Source organism: Neoroseomonas rubea (assembly GCF_016106015.1).
GTDB lineage: Bacteria > Pseudomonadota > Alphaproteobacteria > Acetobacterales > Acetobacteraceae > Neoroseomonas > Neoroseomonas rubea.
Map to the genome: position 1 here is coordinate 1 of NZ_JACADQ010000474.1, position 2,332 is coordinate 2,332.

The window sequence follows — 2,332 nt, forward strand, 5'->3', positions numbered from 1 at the left end:
TCGCGAGTCTTGGCGGCGCGCGGCCGGGACCCGGCGCACGCGCCGCCGGCGACGCCGGCGTGGCGGCCGTGGTGCCCGCGCTCGACAATGCGATCTTCTCGCGGTGCCTACAGGCCATGCAGGCGACGCTCGCTGAGGCAGGGCGCCACCTTCTCGTTGCCTCCTCCGACTACCATCCGGACACCGAGACGGCGGTCATCCGCGGCCTGCTCGCGCGCGGCGTGGATGGCCTCGTCCTGGTCGGCGCGCAGCGGTCGGTCGAATCCTGGAGCCTGCTCGAAGGTGCGGGCGTGCCTGTGGTGCTGACCTGGTGCGGTGATCCGCGCTTCGACGCGGTGGTGGTGGACAACCGCGCTGCCGGCCGGCTGGCGGCCGAGCACCTGCTGGACCTCGGCCACACGCGGCTCGGCGTGGTCTGCGGTGCCACGCGCTTCAACGACCGTCAGCGCCAACGGCTCGAGGGCGTCGGCGAGGCACTCGCCGCGCGGGGCCTCGATCTGCCGGAGTGGCGCGTGAGCGAGCAGGACTTCACGCTCGCCGGCGGGCGTGGCGGCTGCGCGGCGCTGCTCGCGCTCGCCGAGCCACCGACCGCCATCGTCTGCGGCATCGACCAACTCGCCGTCGGTTGCCTTGTCGAGGCGCAGTCGCGTGGGTTGGCGGTGCCCGGGGATCTGTCGGTCGTTGGAATCGACAACCTGGAGATGGCCGCACATCTCTCCCCGGCACTCACCACCATCCACGTTCCGACGGCGCGGATTGGCGCCGTGGCGGCGCAGCGCGTGCTGGACCGGCTCGCCGAACGAAGGGCGGCCCGAGTGACGGAGTTGCCAATAGAACTCGTGATCCGCCGCTCGTCCGCTCCGCCACGGGCATAAGTCGCTGACGTCGCCCTGCACCACGCACGCAAAGTGCGCTGCCACATACGACGGCGCCACCATCAGCGCCGACAGGGTGGCGACGCCGGATGGCACGCGACGCTAGACATTGGCCCGGAATCCCAACCCCGCCTCGGAGGCCGGGCGTCGCCCTTGATGCCTCAGTTCTCCGCCGGTGGTTCGATCATGGCGATCCGGCTCTCCGACCGCGGGACGCCGAGCCGCTCGAGGTTGTCCACGATGGCCCGGTACGGCGAACGCTTTGCCTCCGGCTGCCGTGCGGCGATGCCCACGATCTCGACCCGCGTGTACCTCCATGCCACGAAGGTCACCGCTTCCCGCATGGCGCGCGAGGCCGCGGATGGCGTCCTTGTCGCCATGCTCAGGGCCGGTGGGGCACACATCGCGCCGCGCGATGCTGCCCTCACCTCATGCCGCGCGCGCTCGCTGCACGGCTCGGCTCGAGTAGAACGGCGGGGGGGGGCACCCCCCCCCGATCCTTCACCCGCGCGCGAGCCCCGCTTCGCGCATCGCGCCGCCCAGCGTCGCGTCGGTGCGTTCCATATGCGCCGCGAACTGCGCCGCATCGCCCCACACCATCCCGAAGCCGCGCGCGTTCATGAAGTCCTTGAACTCCTGGCTGTTCCAGACCTTCTGGAGTGCGGCCGTCAGCTGCTGCGCGATCGGCGCCGGCAGGTTGAGCGGTGCGGCGATGCCGCGCCAGGCGCCGACGCTGTAGTTGATGCCGAGCGTCTCGTTCAGCGTCGGCACATTGGCGAATTGCGGATTGCGCTGCGGCGCCATGATGGCGAGCGAACGCGCGCGCCCGGCCTCGATGATCGCCCGCGCCTCGGGCACCGAGCAGGTGACGATGTCGACTCCGCCGGCGGCCAGGTCCTGCATCGCCGGCGCCGCGCCGTTCGACGGCACCCACCGCACATGGTCCGCGCGCAGGCCCATCGCGCCGAGCCAGCCGGCGAGTGCCAGGTGCCAGATGCCGCCCTGGCCGGTACCGGACGCCTTGAACTGGCCCGGGCGGCTCGTCTTGATCGCATCCGCCAGCGCCTTGATGTCGCGGTAGGGCGAGTTCGCGTTGACCTGCACGCCGGGCGGATCCTCGTTCATCAGCGCGAGCGGCGTGTAGGAGGTGCGCTTGAGCTCGGTCAGGCCCTGCCAGTGCATCATGCAGATCTCGACCGTGATCATCCCGATCGTGTAGCCGTCGGGCGCGGCCTGGGCGATCGCGGAATGGCCGACGACGCCGGAGCCGCCGGTGCGGTTCACGACGTTGAAGGGCTGGCCCATCTCCTTTTCGAGCAGGCTGCCGACGATGCGCGCGGTGGCGTCCGTGCCGCCGCCCGCCCCCCAGGGGACGATGATCTGCACCGGGCGCGCCGGGTAGCGGCCCTGGCCGAGCGCCGGGCGCGCGAGCGGGGCGAGCCCCGCGAGGGCGCCGG

General features: G+C 72.0%; 3 protein-coding genes. 1 reads left to right on the plus strand and 2 read right to left on the minus strand.

Features of this window, described 5'->3' with window-relative positions; translation table 11 throughout:
- Positions 1-875 (plus strand): substrate-binding domain-containing protein (locus tag HW577_RS23810; RefSeq protein ID WP_198378585.1); only part of this gene is annotated, 875 nt, incomplete at its 5' end.
- Between the two features lie 161 nt (positions 876-1,036).
- Here HW577_RS23810 and HW577_RS23815 read toward each other — a convergent pair.
- Entirely contained in the window at positions 1,037-1,198 is a 162-nt protein-coding gene (locus HW577_RS23815) for a tautomerase family protein (RefSeq protein WP_198378586.1), read from the minus strand.
- 178 nt (positions 1,199-1,376) lie between these two features.
- Positions 1,377-2,332: tripartite tricarboxylate transporter substrate binding protein (locus HW577_RS23820; protein WP_198378587.1), on the minus strand; the 956-nt coding region annotated here is incomplete at its 5' end.